The organism is Acinetobacter sp. AG3, assembly GCF_022343575.1.
Classification (GTDB): domain Bacteria; phylum Pseudomonadota; class Gammaproteobacteria; order Pseudomonadales; family Moraxellaceae; genus Acinetobacter; species Acinetobacter guillouiae.
In genome coordinates, this window is the sequence record NZ_JAKQZD010000001.1 from 960,334 (window position 1) to 978,539 (window position 18,206).

Sequence of the window (18,206 nt, forward strand, 5' to 3'; positions counted from 1 at the left end):
TTAAGTTTATTTCCAGATGAAAGGTGATTTTTTCTGGGTTTCTTCAGCATCAGGTTCTAAAGCAATACCTGTACGGTCTTTAAAAATACAAATCGCTAAAAAAGCAATCACGGACATCACGGTTAAATATGCACTGACTAAATAAATACCGTTTACTTTGCCGATTAATGCTGCTGCAATTAATGGCGCGAACGCACCGCCAATGATCGAGCCAATCGCATAAGTGATGGATATACCTGAAAAGCGAATAGAAGCAGGGAAGAGTTCAGAATAAAAGACAGCTTGCACACCATAGGTGATTCCAATACCCATTGATAATAAGGCTAGACCAGACATGATGTAGCTATAGTTGCCTGTACTGATCAGTGGGAAAAGTACCAGAGCGGTAATGATTTGAATCAATGAGCCGAAAATATAAACTGGTTTACGTCCAAATTTATCTGAAAGCACTGCAGATAACCAAGTAAAGAAGGTCCAAATAACGGCAGAAATACTGATCAAGGTCAAAATGATTGGACGCTCTAAATTCAGACCATTTGGATTGGTGGTAAAGCTTTGAATAAAGCCACCAGCAGTCATGTAGCCCAGCGCAGTTGTACCAGCTATCAATAATGCTGAGCTAAAAATGACTTTTTTATACTGTCCAAAAAGTTCACGGATCGGTTTCTGTGTGGTGCCTTTCTGCTTTAATTCCTCAAAAATAGGGCTTTCTTCAACTGAACGGCGAATCCAGTAGCCTAAAGCAAAGAGAAAAATACTGCATATAAATGGAATTCTCCAACCCCATGCTAAAAACTCTTCTCCTGGTGAAACATAGCCAGTCATGATCACTAAAACCAGTGATGCTAGTAATAAACCAAGTGGAACACCGAGTTGTGGGAATGAGCTAAATAATCCACGTTTGTGGGTTGGTGCATGTTCAACGGCCATCAATACAGCGCCGCCCCATTCACCGCCTGCGGAAATTCCTTGTAAAATACGCAGTAAAATTAAAATGATAGGCGCAATGATACCCACGCTGTCGTAAGTGGGTAATAAGCCAATCAGAGTTGTGGTTCCACCCATCATGATTAATGTAGCGGCTAGAACGGTTTTACGTCCAAACTTATCGCCAAAATAACCTGCGATAAATGCGCCAAAAGGCCGAAAAATAAAACTGATCCCTACAGATGCAAAAACCAACAGGGTGGCAAAGGCTGGACCTGCGGGTTTAAAAAACAGTTGATTAAAAACTAAGCCTGCTACAGCGGCATAAATAAAATAGTCATACCACTCTATGGTGGTCCCAACAATCGTTGCTATCGCAATTTTGCGAGTACGTGATGCCGATGAAGTGGGAAGTGCAAGCGTCGAGCCGTGCAATTCTGCTTGAGAGTTTTCCATAGCTTTTCCTTTTTGTATTTCACTTATGCTTCAATCTATTCTTGGTTTTTTGATTGAAACAAAATCCTTGTCGTATTGACTCATTATGAATCAATCGAATAATTATGCTTGAATATTTTTTAAATGGATACACTATTTTTAAAATAAAATAAAAATGGTATCTTTTTAATTTAAATTGGTAATGTTTTTAATTTTAAATAATGATATTAAAATATTTTAAATCAAATGATTGTAATTTTTATCGATGTATTGGTTTTAATTTTTATTTGTAATTTGATACTAAAATTAATTAAATTACAATTTTTGGTATCTTTTTAATGTCTTTTATTAAGTCTTTTGCAACAAGAAAACCCAAATAAACTGATTTGGGTAAATATGATTTTGCAGACGAAGTTGAATCAGGTTTTGTATAAACCCTTATAAGTTATGTCTTCACTCAGTCATCCAATCGATTCAGCTGTAATGTGTGCTGTCGTGTTATCAATCAACGTTGTATTCGTGTGAGTAATGCCCTCATCTAAAGTTATTTTGGTCGTGTTTAATTCCATGAATTTCATCTTTATTTAGGCAAATACATCATCACGACCAACAATGTGATTTATTAATGCCGAGATCGCTAACTGAAATTGCATCTGTTCAGTATTTATTCTGGGGTAATTTATTTTAGGATATGTTTGAAAAACTCCCCTAAAGCCTAGCTTGATTGCCACACAATGACTAAGGCTAACTTTGGAAATTTAGGGGAGCTGATTCAATAAAAATTAGTTTTAAACAAACGCTTAATTAGTCGCGATTGACTAAGGTTAAAATATCGTAAGTGGCAACTAATTCATGACGCTGGTTTTTTACTTTAATGTCCCAAACAACAACGCCGTGGGCTTTTTGGCTTGGGTCTTGTAAAGGTTTCGGGGTTTTTTGTTTACAGGTTAATTCGACTTGAATGGTATCTCCGATTTTAACAGGCTCTACAAAACGTAAATTGTCCATCCCATAGTTTGCAATCACTGGACCTGGTGCTGCATCTACAAATAACCCCGCAGCAGCGGATACGATAAAATAGCCATGCGCAACACGATCACCAAATATTGAGTCAGCTGCAGCAATTTTGTCCATATGTGCATAGAAGTGATCTCCACTTAAGCCAGCAAAATTGACAATATCAGCTTCTGTCACAGTACGGCGAGCAGTCAATAGGCGTTCACCGATACGTAATTCATCAAATGATTTTTTAAAGGGATGAACTCGATCTTCAAAAACCTCTGAACCAATGGTCCAACTATGACCAATTTGTGTCATGGCTTTGGGTGAACCTTGGATTGCTGTGCGTTGCATATAATGTTTTACTGCACGTAAACCACCTAATTCCTCACCACCACCAGCACGACCTGGACCACCATGAACTAAGTAAGGAAGAGGCGAACCATGACCTGTACTTTCTTTGGCATTTTCACTATCTAGGATATGTACACGACCATGCCAAGGTGCAATTTTGGCAATGATCTGCTCTACATTTTCATCCGCATTGCGCACCACAGAAGCAACTAAACTACCTTCACCCCATGCAACTAAATCAGCCAGCTCTTGAAGGTTTTCATAAGGCATTAAAGTAACAACTGGACCAAAAGCTTCTATTTGATGAATGGTCGTGGCTTGGCTTGGATTTTTACAGACTAAAACAGTCGGTGGATAAAATGCACCTTGTTCAGGATTTTCAGCTTGAATGGTGAAATCTTGACGGAGGTGGCTACCAAATACAATTTCAGCCTCTTGATTGAGTTGCTCTACTTTTTCAGCCACATCATGTTTTTGTTTTACACTGGCTAATGCCCCCATGGTGACATTTTCACGTTCAGGATTACCCACGACCACATTTTTTAATTTTGCGATTAACCGTGTTTGTACTGTTTCAAGTAACTCTACGGGAACAAAGGCTCGACGAATTGCAGTACATTTTTGCCCGGCTTTTGTGGTCATTTCACGAAAGACTTCTCGTACAAATAGATCGGTTGTTTCCGTAGATGCGTGTTGAGTCAAAATAGCACTATTGACAGAATCTGCTTCCATGGTAAATGGAATTGAATAATGATTTAAATGCGGCGTTGCACGTAATTTTTGCCCAGTGGATGCAGAACCTGTAAACGTTACTGTATCTTGAGGGTTTAAATGTTCGAATAAATCATAAGTTTGACCACAGATAAGCTGTAATGCACCTTCTGCTAAGATGCCGCTAGCCAAAATGTCTTTGACAACAGCGTGGGTCAATTCTGCACCTTCCGTGGCCGGTTTAACGATACACGGCACACCCGCCAATAATGTTGGAGCAATTTTTTCTAACATTCCCCAAATTGGAAAATTAAAAGCATCAATATGCACAGCGACACCAGCCTTTGGGCTAAGAATATGCTTTGCGCCAAAGGTACCGTTTTTAGACAGCGGAATCCAAGCATCTTCAATCAAGGCGGTTTCATCGCTGAGTTCACGACGAACTAAACTCGAATAGGCGAATAAAGTTCCGATCCCACCCTCGATATCAATCCAAGCATCTTTACGGGTACAACCTGTTGCTTTGGCAAGTTCATAATAGCTTTCTTTGCGTTCCAGCAAATATTGAGCGACTTGTTTTAATGCATTGGCACGTTGATGAAAAGTCAGTGATGCCAGTGCAGCACCTTTTTGTTTTGCATAATCAACAATGGCTTGCGTGTTGATTCCTTGACTACTCACTTGATAAATGGCTTCACCTGTTATCGCATGATAGACAGTACGGAAGTCTTGTTGAGCGATATATTCTTGTCCATAAACCAAAGAGCTTAATGTTTTAATCGCAGGCTGCGTGGTTGATTTTGTGGTCATTTCATCGGGTTCCGTATGGGGTATTGCCGTATCTAAATCAAGCATTACTCAAACTCCTTTTGTGATACGTTTTAGATGGTTTTCTATTTTTAATGACTCATAATTTGTCTTTTAAATTTTAAAATGTCAAATTTTTTTAGCTGAATATTGTGATATTAAAAATATAATAAAAATAATTTTAATTAAAACAGTTATTTGGAAAAGTAAATTTTAAAATAATTATGATACATAAAAATATTTATTGATTTTTTATTTGTATCGTTTTAATTTAAATAGCATAACACTTGGGATAAGTGAGGACACAATGAATAATCATCAACAAGATTTCGATCAATCTCTCGAAAAGGATATTTCGATTGAGCCTAAAGATTGGATGCCAGATGCATATCGTAAAACTTTAATTCGCCAGATTGGACAACATGCACACTCAGAAGTTGTGGGAATGTTACCTGAGGGCAATTGGATCACGCGTGCACCAAGCTTAAAACGTAAAGCTGTTTTACTTGCTAAAGTTCAAGATGAAGCAGGGCATGCATTGTATTTATATAGTGCGGCTGAAACTTTGGGTGCCGATCGTGATGACATGATGGATAAACTCATTGCTGGGCAGATGAAGTACTCATCAATTTTTAATTATCCAACCTTAACTTGGGCCGATGTTGCTGCTATTGGCTGGTTGGTTGATGGTGCTGCAATTGTCAATCAAGTTGCGTTATGTCGTACCTCTTATGGCCCCTATGCACGTGCCATGGTGCGTGTATGTAAAGAAGAAAGTTTCCATCAACGCCAAGGCTTTGAAGCCATGATGCAGTTGGCAAATGGGACACCTGAGCAAAAACAATTGGCACAAGATGCAGTGAATCGTTTTTGGTGGCCTGCACAAATGATGTTTGGTCCGAGTGATGATAATTCTCCAAACAGCGCGCAAAGCATGCAATGGAAAATTAAACTCTTTAGTAATGACGCACTCCGTCAAAAATTTGTGGATAACACGGTACCGCAAGTTTTACAGCTGGGTTTGACTGTGCCAGATCCTGACTTACGTTTTAATGAAGCAACAGGACATTACCAGTCTGGTGAAATTAATTGGGACGAATTTTTTGACATTCTTGCAGGTAAAGGCCCATGTAATCACGAACGTATCGAAGCACGCCGTAAAGCGTGGGAAGGTGGCAAATGGGTACGAGATACCGCTGTGGTCTATGCACAAAAAAAGCAACAACAAGCTACTACCAAAGTTGCTTAGTTCAGCGTTTTAGTTAAATTTAATAAGGATTTTATGATGGACAATAAAAATAACTGGTCGCTATTTGAAGTTTTTGTACGAAGTAAACAAGGTTTAAGCCATCGTCATGTGGGCAGTTTACGTGCGCCAGATGCAGAAATTGCACTCCAGAATGCCCGTGATGTTTATACCCGTCGCAATGAAGGGATCAGTATTTGGGTGGTGAAATCTGAATGGATTACTTCATCTCAACCTAATGAAAAAAATGAATTTTTTGATCCAGCATTAGACAAGGTATATCGTCATCCGACGTTTTACCATATTCCAGATGGCATTGAGCATATGTAAGGGGGACGAAGATGAGTCATTCAGTATTTGCACAGTTCCTATTGCATTTGGGTGATAGCCAACTGATTTTATCGCATCGTTTGGCCGAATGGTGTGGTCATGCGCCTGAGCTAGAGCTGGATATTGCATTAGCCAATATTGGTTTGGATTTGCTAGGTCAAGCCAGAACATTGTTAAGTCTTGCCGGTGAAGAGGAAGGCTTAGGTCGTGACGAAGATCAATTGGCATTTTTCCGTAACGAACGTGAATATCGCAATTTATTGTTATGTGAACAACCCAATGGTGACTTTGCACAAACCATGGTACGCCAGTGGTTAATGGATCATTATCATCATTTGTTATTTGCTGCATTAAGCCATAGCCAACACAAAGCGTTAGCTGCATTTGCGCTGAAATCATTACGTGAAGTGAAATATCACTTACGTTTTTCTACCGCTTGGATGGAACGTTTAAGTTTAGGGACAAGCGAAGCACATGCAAAAACCCAATTAGGTTTAAACGAATTGTGGCGTTTTAGCAAAGAATTATTTGTCTTAACCACCGAAGAACAAGGCTTGGTGACTGAAGGCTTAATTCCAAATATTGAACCTTTAAAAGCGCAATGGCTGGATGTCGTAACAGTTGAACTGCAACGTTTTGAGCTTAGTTTACCTGAAACAGGGGCTTATCGTAGTGGTGCAAAACAAGGCCTGCATACCGAACATTTAGGTTTCGTTTTGGCTGAATTGCAATATATGCAACGCACTTATCCCAATATGAGTTGGTAAGTTCAGCTTTTCACAAGGAGTGAAGCACATGAATTTAATTCGACAATTTAGCGATGATTGCTGGGATATTTTACAACAGATTTCTGATCCTGAAATTCCAGTGTTATCGGTTGTGGATTTAGGCATGATTCGTGGGGTGGAGTTGAATCAGGACAATAATATTGTGGTTCGACTTACACCTACCTATAGCGGTTGCCCTGCAACAGACGTGCTCAAAGATGAAATCGTACACGCGTTTACTGCAAAAGGTTTCACACCGATCCAAGTTGTGGTGGATTTATCTGAAGCTTGGACCACTGATTGGATGAGCCAAAATGGCAAAGACAAGCTGAAACAATATGGTATCGCACCTCCAAAAGGCGAGGCACACAGTTGTGGTACACATGTCGCATTAACCGATGGGATTGAATGTCCACATTGCCACAGCATACACAGCAAATTATTAAGCGAATTTAGTTCTACTGCATGTAAAGCCTTATATCAATGCCAAGACTGCTTAGAACCATTTGACTATTTCAAATGCATTTAAGTTGAACATTGTTCAACAGTTTGAAAAGTTAAAATGAAAGAGGGATTTTCACATGAGTCAATTTGTACCATTAACCATAAAATCAATTACGCCTCAAACTGAGCAGGCGATTTGTATTGCGTTTGATCTTACCCCAGAACAACAACAGCGCTTTCAGTATCAACCAGGGCAACATTTAACCATTCGCCATTTAACAGAAAGTGGTGAAATCCGTCGTTGCTATTCGATTTGTAGTGATGTTCAAGAAGACATGAGTATTGCGATTAAAAAAATTGATCAAGGTCAATTTTCAACTTGGGCAAATGACAATTTAAAAGCCGGTGATCAACTTGAAGTAATGCCACCGCAAGGGATTTTTTTTCAAAAAGTTGCCAAAACTGGAGGAAAAAACTACTTAGGATTTGCCGCAGGCAGTGGAATTACCCCAATTTTGTCCATTATAAAAACAGTGTTATTACAGCAACAAGCTGCCAGTTTTACTCTGATTTATGGCAATCGTACTTGGAAACAAACCATGTTTGCTGAGCAAATCATGGATTTAAAAGATCGTTTTAAAGAGCGTTTTCAATTGATCAATGTCTTCTCTCGTGAAATGAATGACAGTGCTTTGTTTAATGGTCGGATTGATGCTGAAAAACTGCAATTGTTATTTAAAGCAAATCTGATTCATGCTGAATTTGATCATTGTTTTGCCTGTGGTCCCAATGAAATGATGGAGGCCGTCGAAACGGTTTTACCTGAATTTGGTATTGAACGCAGCAAAATTCATACTGAACGTTTTAATACTGGGGCTGTGAAAAAAGCCACAGCGCAGCATATTGGCAATCGTAATGAAGAAAAAGTCAATATTGTGCTGGATGGGCGCGAGTTGATCATTGAAGTCGCCAAAGAAGATGACAGTATTCTAGATGCTGCATTACGTGCCGGTGCTGATTTACCTTATGCATGCAAAGGTGGCGTGTGCGCAACCTGTAAATGCAAAGTACTTGAAGGCAAGGTCGAGATGGCAATTAACTATAGTCTTGAACCTGAAGAACTTGCAAAAGGTTATGTACTCAGCTGTCAAGCATTGCCAACGACTCCAAATGTGCGTTTGAGTTTTGATGAATAAAACGGAATAACATTGGAGCAGAGAGATGGATTTCTTAAAAACCAGTTTAGTGAAAACAGGCGTGATGCTTATCGAGTTAAATCGCCCAGAAAAACATAATGCGCTAAATAATGCCACCTTAAAACAACTTGTGGATGTGCTGCAAGATTTAGAGCGGGACCAAAGTATTAAAACCGTAGTGATTACCGGTAATGAAACATGTTTTGCAGCGGGTGCTGATCTAAAAGAATTGGCAGCCCTTGATGTGGTGACAATCCAGCAAGATCAACGTCCGTTACTATGGAAAAACATTGATGAGTTTTCAAAACCAATCATTATGGCGATCAATGGCTTTGCCTTTGGTGCAGGCTTTGAGCTCGCCTTGCATGGCGATATTGTGCTGACTGGTGAAAATGCACAATTTGCCTTACCCGAAATCGGTTTGGGTATGTTGCCTGGTGCAGGTGGTACACAGCGTTTAGCACGTTTGGTCGGACAGCAATTGGCCATGCGTTGGGCAATGACAGGGGAACGTATTTCTGCAGCGCTTGCATTACAACATGGCATTAGTAGCCAAATTTGCCCAAGCGCACTGACGGTGCAATATGCAATTGAACTGGCTGAAAAAATTGCCAAACAAGCGCCATTGGCAATCCGTGTCATTAAACAATCGTTGAAATCCATCCATGAAGTGACTTTAAGCCAAGGCTTGAAGCAAGAACGTCAGCATTTTGTCTGGCTTACGGCAACTCAAGACCGTAAGGAAGGCATTGATGCATTTTTTGAAAAAAGAAAACCAGAATTTAGAGGTGTGTAATGGATTACCAAACCATAATTGTTGAAGAAAAAAATGCAGTTGGCTATTTAACTTTTAACCGCCCAAAGCAACTGAATAGTTTTAATGAAACGATGCATCAAGAAGTATCACAAACGTTAAAGGCCTGGGCCAAAGATTCAAATATTCGCGCGGTGGTGATTTCAGCCGAAGGTCGTGGTTTTTGTGCAGGGCAGGATTTAGCTGATCGAGTGGTTGATCCCAATGCAGACGCACCGGATTTGGGGATATCGATTGAAAAATATTACAACCCATTAATCAAACTGATTACAGAAATGCAGAAACCCGTGATTTGTGCAGTAAATGGTGTGGCGGCTGGAGCAGGTGCAAATATTGCCTTGGCCTGTGACATTGTTCTTGCCGCAAAATCTGCATCATTTATTCAAGCCTTTTGTCGCTTAGGTTTGGTGCCTGACTCAGGAGGCACTTGGTTTTTACCCCGTTTGGTTGGACGCGCACAGGCAATGGGTTTGGCAATGCTGGGCGATAAAATTCCTGCTGAAAAGGCAGAGCAACTGGGCATGATTTGGCAAAGTGTTGCAGATGAACAACTCAAAGCTGAAGCAGAAAAATTGGCTGAGCATTTGGCAACACAACCCACCTATGGCTTGTCTTTAATTAAAAAAGCAATCCATGCTGCTGCTGACAATAGCCTTGATGATCAATTGATTTTAGAGTGTGACTTACAGCGTTTAGCCGGTCGTTCCAGCGATTATAAAGAAGGCGTACAAGCATTTATGCAAAAACGTAGCCCTGAATTTAAAGGATGCTAATCATGCAACAATTCAATTTACAGCAAGCAAATGTCGCTGTTATTGGTGCAGGAACGATGGGCATCGGGATTGCCCAACTGGCTGCGATGAATGGTCATCAAACGCTGCTCTTTGACCTTGATCTCAATACAGCCAAGGCATCACTTGCACAGCTAACAGTACAACTGAATAAACGTGTCCAAGCTGGAAAAATAACACAAGCCCTTGTGGACAGTACATTGGCAAATTTAATTGTGGTGGATGATATTCAGCAGCTTGCGGCAGCAGGATTAATTATTGAAGCTGTAGTGGAAAATAAACAAGTGAAACAAAGCATTTTTCAACAACTTGCAGCGATTTGCTCTGAACAGACTATTTTTGCTTCTAATACCTCCTCCATTTCAATAACTGCAATAGCGTCTGTGATTCCACAACCTGAACGTGTGATTGGATTACACTTTTTTAACCCTGCACCAGTAATGAAACTAGTTGAAATTGTACAAGGCTTAAAAACTGCCAAAGTGAATGCAGATGCTTTGTTTAATCTGATGCAGACATGGAACAAAGTACCGGTTTTAGCCAAATCTACGCCCGGTTTTATTGTGAACCGCGTGGCTCGTCCGTATTATGCTGAAGCTTTCCGTGCTTTACAGGAAAATGTGATGATGCCTGAACAGTTAGATTTCATTTTACGTGAATGTGGTCGCTTTGCGATGGGACCATGTGAATTGACGGATTTAATTGGTCAAGATGTGAATTTTTCAGTGACACAGAGCGTTTATCAGGAATTTTTTTACGAGCCGCGTTATCGCCCCTCTCTTATTCAAAAACAACTGGTAGATGCAGGCTGTTTGGGCCGTAAAAATAAACAAGGCTTCTATAATTATCATCAAGAACAACCAACACCAGTATATCGCTTACCTGAAATGACTCAGGATAGCTCACAGAACATGAATGTGAGTATCCATGGTGAATGGGCCAATCAAGCTGATTTTATTCAGCGCCTAAAAAATCAAACGACATTCAATATCAACAAAGTTGTGTCTCAACAAAATTATATTCAAATTGATGATATTGATCTCCGACTCACGCAAGGCGAATCTGCCGATATTGTTTATACACATCAAAAAGTTGTACTGATGGATTGGCATGCGGATTGGAATAAAGCTAAAGCAATTGCAGCGACTGCATCTCCAGCATGTTGCCAAGCAGATCAAGATAAAATGACACAATTCTTTGCTGCAATTGGTGTTCATGTAATTTGGACAAAAGATCATCCTGGGTTATATGTAATGCGAAGCATTGCAATGTTAGTCAATGAAGCTTGCGAGGCGGTTTTGCATGATGTCGCGACAGAACACGATATTGATGCTGCCATGAGATTTGGAGTGAATTATCCGCAAGGTCCATTCCAATGGATGACGCAACTGGGTGCACAACAGATTTTGATGATTTTAGAAAATTTACATCAAGTTTATGGTGAAGAACGCTATCGCCCAAGTCTGTATTTAAGAAAAAAAGTTGCAGCTTCAGCTTTACCCGTAAAGCAAACACAACAATTAAAACAAGCAGGATAAGGCGTAAAAAATGGAACAAGTGTTTATTTGTGATGCTATTCGTACTCCAATTGGTCGTTATGCAGGAGCTTTAAGTAGTATTCGTACAGATGATTTGGCTGCTTTGCCGATTCAATATTTAAAACAACAACATCCAACGTTGGCTTGGGATCAGTTAGATGAGCTTATCCTTGGTTGTGCCAACCAAGCCGGTGAGGATAATCGTAACGTCGCTCGAATGGCATCATTACTTGCAGGACTACCAGATTCAGTACCTGCGATTACGGTAAACCGTTTATGTGCTTCGGGATTAGATGCGATTGGTTTGGCTGCACGTGCTATTAAGTCAGGTGAAGCACAATTTGTATTGGCAGGTGGTGTTGAGTCAATGAGTCGTGCGCCATTTGTACAGTCCAAGCCAGAAACCGCTTTTAGCCGAACACCAAGTATTTATGATACAACTATTGGTTGGCGCTTTATCAATCCAAAATTTAAAGCAAATTTTGGGGTGGACAGCATGCCTGAAACCGCAGAAAACGTTGCTGAAAAGTATCAGATTAGCCGTGAAGATCAGGATTTATTTGCTTTCAATAGTCAGAAAAAAACGGCAACTGCGCAACTTAATGGCGTGTTTGCAGAAGAAATATGTGCTGTAGAAATAATCGATCGTAAAAAGAATCTGACACGTATAACTGAAGACGAACATCCCCGCGCAGATACCTCACTGGAAAGTTTGGCAAAATTAAAAGCGCCGTTCCGCAAACAAGATGGTTCTGTCACAGCAGGAAATGCATCGGGGGTAAATGATGGTGCCGCTTGTGTGTTATTGACCAGTGAAGGCTTTGCAACGGCAAATCAGTTGAAACCACTTGCCAAAGTCATTGCGATGGCAAGTGCAGGCGTTGAAGCAAAATATATGGGAATTGGTCCAGTACCAGCAGTACAAAAACTGCTGAAACAGACAGGTTTAAGTCTGGATCAAATGGATGTCATTGAGCTGAATGAAGCATTTGCAGCACAATCACTTGCAGTAATGCGTGAACTAGGTCTGGACGATGATGATGCACGGGTCAATCCCAATGGCGGAGCAATTGCCTTAGGTCATCCATTGGGTATGAGTGGTACACGTTTGGTGATCACGGCAATGAAAGAGTTGAAACGCCGTAATGGAAAATATGCACTATGTACGATGTGTGTGGGTGTTGGGCAAGGTGTTGCGCTTATTTTGGAAAATTTTGACGCATAACAGCCACTGCAAGACCAAACCAAGGATTTTAAGAAACAGCCAAAGGATGGCTGTTCAGGGAGTAACAATATGAATAACAATACATTGGAACATTTAGAAAAAGCATCGGTTGATGAGTTACGCAATGTTCAATTCGAACGTATAAAACAAACATTGCAACATGCTTATCAAAATAGTGCCGTCTATCGTCAGAAATTTGATGAAGTTGGGGTACATCCTGATGATTTTAAAACTTTAGCAGATCTAGCTAAATTTCCATTTACCTCTAAAAAAGATTTACGCGAAAATTATCCATTTGGCATGTTCGCAGTTCCACAACAGCAAATAGTCAGAGTACATGCCTCGTCAGGCACAACGGGGCAACCCACTGTTGTGGGATATACCCAAAAAGATATTCAAGTTTGGTCTGATGTTGTGGCGCGTTCATTACGTGCTGCAGGTTTAAGTAATCAAGATATTATTCAAGTGTCTTATGGCTATGGACTATTCACTGGTGGTCTAGGTGCGCACTATGGTGTTGAGCGCTTAGGCGCAACGGTCATTCCTATGTCAGGTGGTCAAACTGAAAAGCAAGTACAATTGATACATGACTTTAAACCCACGGCAATTATGGTGACACCATCCTATTGCTTAAATATCATTGAAGCATTGGAAAAAAGATTTGGTACTGCCAAAGAGTGCTCCATTAAAACCGGAATATTTGGTGCGGAACCGTGGACCAATGAGATGCGTAAAGAAATTGAAGATCGTTTAAGGATTGATGCACTGGATATCTATGGCCTATCTGAAGTGATGGGACCCGGTGTGGCGATGGAGTGTCTAGAGACTAAAGATGGTTTAACCATTTGGGAAGATCATTTTTATCCTGAAATTATCAACCCAGAAACAGGGGAGGTATTGGCTGATGGTGAATTGGGCGAATTAGTTTTTACCACGATTACCAAAGAAGGCATGCCTGTCATTCGTTACCGAACCCGAGATTTGACTCGTTTATTGCCAGGCACAGCAAGAACAATGCGCCGTATGGATAAAATTGTTGGGCGAAGTGATGATATGATGATTATTCGTGGTGTAAATGTGTTTCCATCTCAAATTGAAGAACAAATTTTACAAATCCCTGAATTGGTTCCTAATTATGAGATTCAAATTTGTAAACAAGGTCATCTGGATGGATTGCACATCCGTACAGAAATGCGTCAAGATATACATCAGGAAATACACGCACAACTGTGTACTCAGCTCAAAACTAAGATCAAAACGATGGTTGGAATTACAGTAAGCATTGAAATTTTGACAGAAGGGGCATTGCCACGTTCAGAAGGTAAGGCTCAGCGTGTATTTGATTTGCGCAACAATAATCATGTTACACATCCATCAAGTACGCTTAGCCTTGGTTAATTTGAGTGTTGTTATTTGAGATTGTTAAATTAAGGTCCTATCGAACATTATGAATTCAAAATTAAAACTTGCTATAGATGATTTTATTACCAAAGAAATGTTAAGTGGAACTTCACTGATCATGACGGTTTTTGGTGACTGTGTGCATCATCACGGTGGGATTATCAGTCTTGCAAGTTTGATTCAGTTAATGAGTGTTTTTGGACTCAATGAGCGTTCGGTACGGACTGCTGTATTTAGACTGGTACAAAATGGCTGGTTAGTGTCTGAAAAGATTGGTCGTACAAGTTATTACCGTGTGACTGAAAGTAGTCTCAACGGTTTTACACTGGCAGATACTAAAATTTATAATTTTAATCATAAAGAATGGGATCAAAGTTGGGATTTGGTCTTACTCAGTTCATTAGATATTGATAATAAACAAATTTTAAAGAAAGAATTGGAGTGGCTGGGTTTTGCCAGTATTGCAAGTAATGTAATGGCTTATCCAAGTTGCGATAAATTGAAATTACAGAATTTATTGCTCAGTCAGAACATGACAGATCAAGTGGTGATTTTTAAAGCTGAAACTTTGCAACTGTGGCAAGAATCTTATCCAACGGTAAAACGAATGGTGGAAGTTAATTGGCCAATTCTTGAGTTACATTCACGTTATGAAAAATTTATCCATGATTTTCGAGAGTTTTTAAATCTTGTGGAAAATTCAGATGATATGGATGCCGCACAAGCATTTCAAATCCGTATTTTGCTTATTCATCAATTCCGCCGAATTTTATTAAAAGACCCAAATTTACCATTTGAATTATTACCTTCAAACTGGTTATCGCTGAATGCGAGAAACTTAAGTAGTAACCTCTATCAACTGGTTGTTTTTGCAGGGGAAGAGTACTTTATGCAGTTTGCTCGCACATCAGAAGGTTTTATGCCACCTTTACATCCTATGTTTTATAAGCGATTTGGTGGTTTAAAAGTTGAGGAAATGGACGCTTAAACCCACCAACGCATTTAATTATTTAAATGAATTGAGCTTTGAAAAATATGGATTATTCACATGCCTTGTTATGCCATTGATAATGTAATTCCAGTCGTACACCCTAACGCCTTTGTACATCCAACTGCTGTATTAATTGGTGATGTTATTCTTGAAGAGGGCGTTTATATTGGCCCTTTTGCTTCGTTACGTGCTGATTTTGGACAGATTCATGTCTGTAAAAATTCCAATGTACAAGATAACTGTGTGATTCATGGCTTTCCGAAAAGTATTACCTTAATCGAAGAGTATGGGCATATCGGTCATGCTGCTATTTTACATGGCTGTACGATTGGCAAAAATGTTTTGGTTGGCATGAATAGTGTCATTCTTGATGAAGCTGAAATCGGTGAAAATACCATTATTGGTGCCAATAGCACAGTTAAAGCCAAGGCTGTTATACCCGCAAATGTGCTCGCTCTTGGAAGTCCTGCAAAAGTCGTTCGTGATTTACTAGAACAAGAAATTGAATGGAAGCGAAATGGAACAAATGAATATATTCATCTTGCACAGCGTTGTATAAGCTCATTAAGAGAGGTAGAACCTTTGATTTCTTTAGAGAATCGGTTGGATTTTACAAACTTTAAAGCTGAGCATAAGTTGTACTAATTTGTGGCTTAATCTTCATTGATGGCGAGTATCACAATATTGTGAATTGGATCAATGCGTACTGAATTTACAATCAGAAAATAGGTTCAACACATTGTTTTTGTCTTGTCCTAAAATAGTTTAACAATATTTCATTGAGAACCAAGTTAAGCAATGAATTCGGTTCTTGCTTTTCCACACATATCATTTTTCGCCAATCTCTTAAAATCAGGAAAAATATCCTCTTACTGACGATTATCCAAAGCTTATGGTGACCACGCAACAAAGTGAACAGGCCAAGCTGTTGAGTAAAAGGCTGTTGTCATAGATATCTCAGTGGTTCTTTTATTTGCTAAGATTGGGTAAAATTACTGCAAATTTAGCACTTTATAAAATGTAGATTAGGATGATGATGAACAAAATTTTAGTGATTGCCTTAGGGATATTGCCAGTATTTGCACAAGCACAAAGCTTCAAATACAAAAACACCGCGTCTGGTTTTAAAAATTATCAGGGACTAGCCACTTTAACAGGAAAATTTTCACGTAATTTAGACCCTGAATATTTGGATTATATGGGCGATGGTATTTGCTTTGAACCCAACAAAACATCAGCTGCACTCATTCCGCGTCCAAAAGGTGATACACGAGATGTATGGTTTTGCTTTAGCAACTTTGATGCAGCAAAAAAGACTTTTAAGTTACCAGACAATATTAAAAAAGGGTATTGCCAATATGAAGGACAGGCAACGATTCAAATTAAAGACTATCATTTATTTATAGAGGAAACTGAAGGTTTTGATTCAACTCAATTAGTTTCAGCGACCAATATTACTCCTGCAAAAGCAATAAAATGTAAAGTGCAGAATTAAGACTGTTTGAATACTGTGATGAGATTTGATCGCCACAGGTAAATAGAGCTTAACTTGGCTATCCATTCGCAAACAAAAAAGATCGCATTAATGCGATCTTTTTTTTAAACTGATACTAAGCTATTCATGCTTATTTATTCTTTTTGCTGACTTTTTTATATTCCAGATAGGCTTCTTCAGCAAATTTTCGTAATGAAGTCCCGATTGCAGCATATTGGAATTCATTTAAGTTGGCAAGCGAGGCGCGTGCAGAAGGGTGTTGAACACCAAAACCTGAACCCGGAAGGAGTACGACACCTGTTTCATCAGCAACTCGGAAAAGTAATTCTGTTGGATTCTTATTTTTCATCACCCAATCAGCAAACGCATCACCATATAGTTTTCGTGAGGTATTTTCTAAATTGACCAAGGTATAGTAATCAACGGCATTCGGATCTTGTGGAACTTCAACCCCAAGCTGTCTATAAAGCGCAGCATCGCGTTCTCGAACCACAGATTTCACTGCTTTTTTATAGCTTTGACGAGAATCCATCATATTAAATAAAGCAAAAAGAACCATTTGTACTTGTTGAGGTGTGGATAATCCAGCCGTGTGATTTAAAGCAACATTACGGCTATCGGCAACAAGGCGATCAATAAACTTAATACTAGATGGATCTGTGGTGAGGGATGAGTAACGTTCTTCGAGTTCTTTCTTGTCTTTTTTAGAAAGCGCCGCAATTTTTTTATCTAAAATATTATGATTACTCAAGGCAATGACCCCAAGTCTCCAACCAGTTGCACCGAAATATTTAGAGAAAGAATAAACCAGAATGGTATTGTCAGGGCAAATTGCAAACAAGGATTTAAAGTTATCTGCAAATGTGCCATAAACATCATCTGTTAGAATAATCAGGTCAGGACGTTTTTTAACAATATCAGCCAAAATCGCTAAACCTTCATCACTCATTTTAACCGAAGGTGGATTGCTTGGATTCACCAAGAAAAATGCTTTAATCGATGGATCTTCTAATTTGCGTAATTCTGATTCTGGGTATTGCCAACCAAGATTAGGATCAGCCTTGATGAGTACTTCTTCGAGCTGATAATCGTTAAGTTTTGGAATTTCGAGATAAGGGGTAAAAATAGGCGAACCTATGGCAATACGATCACCATGTGAAATAATTTTATTTTCTTTTAATGAATTAAAAATATAAGCCATTGCAGCTGTACCACCTTCCACTGCAAATAAATCGAGTTCCTCTTTCGGCATACCTTGTACGCCCATTTCACGTAAAACATATTCTTTAATAATCTTTTCGCTGACTCTTAGCATTCGATCTGGGACAGGATAATTACAGCCAAGTATACCTTCGACCATTTCGAGTAAGAATGCATCAGGATCGAGTCCCAATTGGTCACGAACATAAGAAATTGCTTTACCCAGAAAAACAACACCTGGCTTGTCACGATTTTCTAGGATGAAGTGGTCAAAGCGTGATTGCAATCCTTCCGCACGAGGAAATCCACCAAGTCCTTCTGGCATATAGGAAAAAGAAAATTCTGATTCAGTGGCAGAAAATAAACCCAATTGGAAAAAGGCACGCCGTGGAACAGTTGCAAGAAAGTTTGGATTTCCTCGTCCCGCATTGAGCATCATACGGTCGGTATGGCTTTGTGCTAAAGCAATCAATTCATCTTTGAGTTCAAATGGGCTCAGTTTTGCGTATTTTGAATAATCAACGTTCCCCATGGG

At 39.5% G+C, this 18,206-nt stretch carries 16 protein-coding genes; 13 read left to right on the forward strand and 3 right to left on the reverse strand.

What is annotated here, in order from left to right; genetic code table 11:
* Nucleotides 1-6: 6 nt before the first annotated feature.
* Both L3V46_RS04665 and paaZ read right to left on the reverse strand, forming a co-directional pair.
* On the reverse strand, nt 7-1,383 hold the full coding sequence (locus L3V46_RS04665; protein WP_096734980.1) for an MFS transporter: 1,377 nt from the start codon (nt 1,381-1,383) through the stop codon (nt 7-9).
* Between the two features lie 783 nt (nt 1,384-2,166).
* The gene (gene paaZ / locus L3V46_RS04670) at nt 2,167-4,236 is read right to left on the reverse strand and encodes a phenylacetic acid degradation bifunctional protein PaaZ (RefSeq protein ID WP_239046749.1); all 2,070 of its coding nucleotides are present in this window, start codon (nt 4,234-4,236) and stop codon (nt 2,167-2,169) included.
* 304 nt (nt 4,237-4,540) lie between these two features.
* Between paaZ and paaA the strand changes: the two genes are divergently transcribed.
* The 13 genes from paaA to L3V46_RS04735 all read left to right on the forward strand — a co-directional run bounded on the left by paaA (nt 4,541) and on the right by L3V46_RS04735 (nt 16,471).
* On the forward strand, nt 4,541-5,482 hold the full coding sequence (paaA, locus tag L3V46_RS04675; RefSeq protein WP_239045049.1) for a 1,2-phenylacetyl-CoA epoxidase subunit PaaA: 942 nt from the start codon (nt 4,541-4,543) through the stop codon (nt 5,480-5,482).
* Nucleotides 5,483-5,518: 36 nt separating this feature from the next.
* The gene (gene paaB / locus L3V46_RS04680) at nt 5,519-5,809 is read left to right on the forward strand and encodes a 1,2-phenylacetyl-CoA epoxidase subunit PaaB (RefSeq protein WP_004817294.1); all 291 of its coding nucleotides are present in this window, start codon (nt 5,519-5,521) and stop codon (nt 5,807-5,809) included.
* Nucleotides 5,810-5,820: 11 nt separating this feature from the next.
* Nucleotides 5,821-6,576, forward strand: coding sequence for a 1,2-phenylacetyl-CoA epoxidase subunit PaaC (gene paaC / locus L3V46_RS04685; RefSeq protein ID WP_096734976.1), 756 nt, complete (start codon nt 5,821-5,823; stop codon nt 6,574-6,576).
* A gap of 28 nt (nt 6,577-6,604) precedes the next feature.
* On the forward strand, nt 6,605-7,105 hold the full coding sequence (gene paaD / locus L3V46_RS04690) for a 1,2-phenylacetyl-CoA epoxidase subunit PaaD (RefSeq protein ID WP_151957653.1): 501 nt from the start codon (nt 6,605-6,607) through the stop codon (nt 7,103-7,105).
* 52 nt (nt 7,106-7,157) lie between these two features.
* Nucleotides 7,158-8,216, forward strand: coding sequence for a 2Fe-2S iron-sulfur cluster-binding protein (locus L3V46_RS04695; protein ID WP_096734974.1), 1,059 nt, complete (start codon nt 7,158-7,160; stop codon nt 8,214-8,216).
* A gap of 25 nt (nt 8,217-8,241) precedes the next feature.
* Nucleotides 8,242-9,012: an enoyl-CoA hydratase-related protein gene (locus L3V46_RS04700; protein ID WP_209827585.1), complete on the forward strand. Its 771-nt coding sequence runs from the start codon at nt 8,242-8,244 to the stop codon at nt 9,010-9,012.
* Nucleotides 9,012-9,803: a 2-(1,2-epoxy-1,2-dihydrophenyl)acetyl-CoA isomerase PaaG gene (gene paaG / locus L3V46_RS04705; RefSeq protein WP_209827584.1), complete on the forward strand. Its 792-nt coding sequence runs from the start codon at nt 9,012-9,014 to the stop codon at nt 9,801-9,803. Before L3V46_RS04700 ends, paaG begins: the two co-directional genes overlap by 1 nt.
* Nucleotides 9,804-9,805: 2 nt before the next feature.
* A complete protein-coding gene (locus tag L3V46_RS04710) occupies nt 9,806-11,359 on the forward strand; it encodes a 3-hydroxyacyl-CoA dehydrogenase (protein ID WP_209827582.1) in 1,554 nt (517 codons plus the stop codon).
* A gap of 10 nt (nt 11,360-11,369) precedes the next feature.
* A complete protein-coding gene (pcaF, locus tag L3V46_RS04715; RefSeq protein ID WP_239045050.1) occupies nt 11,370-12,584 on the forward strand; it encodes a 3-oxoadipyl-CoA thiolase in 1,215 nt (404 codons plus the stop codon).
* Between the two features lie 69 nt (nt 12,585-12,653).
* Nucleotides 12,654-13,982 (forward strand): phenylacetate--CoA ligase PaaK, encoded by a 1,329-nt coding sequence (paaK, locus tag L3V46_RS04720; RefSeq protein ID WP_239045051.1) that lies wholly within the window; start codon nt 12,654-12,656, stop codon nt 13,980-13,982.
* A gap of 49 nt (nt 13,983-14,031) precedes the next feature.
* Complete coding sequence (locus L3V46_RS04725; protein WP_239045052.1) at nt 14,032-14,973, forward strand: PaaX family transcriptional regulator C-terminal domain-containing protein; 942 nt, start codon at nt 14,032-14,034, stop codon at nt 14,971-14,973.
* A gap of 60 nt (nt 14,974-15,033) precedes the next feature.
* On the forward strand, nt 15,034-15,621 hold the full coding sequence (locus L3V46_RS04730; RefSeq protein ID WP_239045053.1) for a gamma carbonic anhydrase family protein: 588 nt from the start codon (nt 15,034-15,036) through the stop codon (nt 15,619-15,621).
* 391 nt (nt 15,622-16,012) lie between these two features.
* Nucleotides 16,013-16,471, forward strand: coding sequence for a hypothetical protein (locus L3V46_RS04735; RefSeq protein WP_239045054.1), 459 nt, complete (start codon nt 16,013-16,015; stop codon nt 16,469-16,471).
* Nucleotides 16,472-16,601: 130 nt separating this feature from the next.
* Here L3V46_RS04735 and L3V46_RS04740 read toward each other — a convergent pair whose 3' ends face one another.
* Nucleotides 16,602-18,203 (reverse strand): bifunctional aspartate transaminase/aspartate 4-decarboxylase, encoded by a 1,602-nt coding sequence (locus tag L3V46_RS04740; RefSeq protein ID WP_096734966.1) that lies wholly within the window; start codon nt 18,201-18,203, stop codon nt 16,602-16,604.
* Nucleotides 18,204-18,206: the final 3 nt, after the last annotated feature.

Coding starts and splice junctions, on each gene's coding strand:
- paaK (WP_239045051.1), top strand. CDS start 12,654: ATGAATAACAATACATTGGAACATTTAGAAAAAGCATCGGTTGATGAG.
- pcaF (WP_239045050.1), top strand. CDS start 11,370: ATGGAACAAGTGTTTATTTGTGATGCTATTCGTACTCCAATTGGTCGT.
- paaG (WP_209827584.1), top strand. CDS start 9,012: ATGGATTACCAAACCATAATTGTTGAAGAAAAAAATGCAGTTGGCTAT.
- paaD (WP_151957653.1), top strand. CDS start 6,605: ATGAATTTAATTCGACAATTTAGCGATGATTGCTGGGATATTTTACAA.
- L3V46_RS04665 (WP_096734980.1), bottom strand. CDS start 1,383: ATGGAAAACTCTCAAGCAGAATTGCACGGCTCGACGCTTGCACTTCCC.
- paaA (WP_239045049.1), top strand. CDS start 4,541: ATGAATAATCATCAACAAGATTTCGATCAATCTCTCGAAAAGGATATT.
- paaC (WP_096734976.1), top strand. CDS start 5,821: ATGAGTCATTCAGTATTTGCACAGTTCCTATTGCATTTGGGTGATAGC.
- L3V46_RS04695 (WP_096734974.1), top strand. CDS start 7,158: ATGAGTCAATTTGTACCATTAACCATAAAATCAATTACGCCTCAAACT.
- paaZ (WP_239046749.1), bottom strand. CDS start 4,236: ATGACCACAAAATCAACCACGCAGCCTGCGATTAAAACATTAAGCTCT.
- L3V46_RS04740 (WP_096734966.1), bottom strand. CDS start 18,203: ATGGGGAACGTTGATTATTCAAAATACGCAAAACTGAGCCCATTTGAA.
- L3V46_RS04710 (WP_209827582.1), top strand. CDS start 9,806: ATGCAACAATTCAATTTACAGCAAGCAAATGTCGCTGTTATTGGTGCA.
- paaB (WP_004817294.1), top strand. CDS start 5,519: ATGGACAATAAAAATAACTGGTCGCTATTTGAAGTTTTTGTACGAAGT.
- L3V46_RS04735 (WP_239045054.1), top strand. CDS start 16,013: ATGAACAAAATTTTAGTGATTGCCTTAGGGATATTGCCAGTATTTGCA.
- L3V46_RS04725 (WP_239045052.1), top strand. CDS start 14,032: ATGAATTCAAAATTAAAACTTGCTATAGATGATTTTATTACCAAAGAA.
- L3V46_RS04730 (WP_239045053.1), top strand. CDS start 15,034: ATGCCTTGTTATGCCATTGATAATGTAATTCCAGTCGTACACCCTAAC.
- L3V46_RS04700 (WP_209827585.1), top strand. CDS start 8,242: ATGGATTTCTTAAAAACCAGTTTAGTGAAAACAGGCGTGATGCTTATC.